This is a genomic window from Microvirga sp. P4_G7 (assembly GCF_056401005.1).
Genome location: NZ_JBFUKD010001205.1, coordinates 1 through 522, shown reverse-complemented (window position 1 = coordinate 522; position 522 = coordinate 1). Strand labels below are relative to the sequence as shown.

Genomic DNA, 522 nt, shown 5'->3' with positions numbered 1-522 from the left:
GCTTTGACCTGTCCGAAACTGGTCCGGTTGAACGGCTTGCCGTGCTTCTTCAGCAACTCGAATGAAAAGCGTACATCCTCCGCTGTGAGCGGGTGTCCGTCGGAGAAACGGGCTCGCGGGTCGAGATTGAAGGTGATGGAAGTGCGGTCGTCCGGCATTTCGGCGGATCGGGCGACGAGGCCGTAGACGCTGAACGGCTCGTCGAGGGATCGCATCATCAGGCTCTGCAGCACGTATCGGGGCACGGCATCAGGAGCGAGGCCGAGGACGATCAGGGGATTCAGGCTGTCGAATGTCCCCTGGATTGCGACGGTGATTCGGCCTCCCTGGACAGCCTCCGGATTCACGTAGGGGAGGTGGGAAAATCCCTTCGGCAAGGCCGGCTCGCCGTGCATGGCCAAGCCGTGACGCTCCGGCAGGTCCGTGCTTGGAGGGTTATCGTCGCCGTGAGCGGCCGAAAACGCGAACGTGAGCGAGATCGCCAACGCCGCCCACATTTTCCGCCATATGCCTCGATGCATC

Annotated in this window: 1 protein-coding gene; it reads right to left on the bottom strand. The window is 62.3% G+C overall.

Translation table 11 applies throughout. The features are described 5' to 3' along the window. The coding region (locus tag AC1DT3_RS23900; RefSeq protein ID WP_477467622.1) for an ABC transporter substrate-binding protein at positions 1-497 on the bottom strand (497 nt) is incomplete at its 3' end. Positions 498-522: the final 25 nt, after the last annotated feature.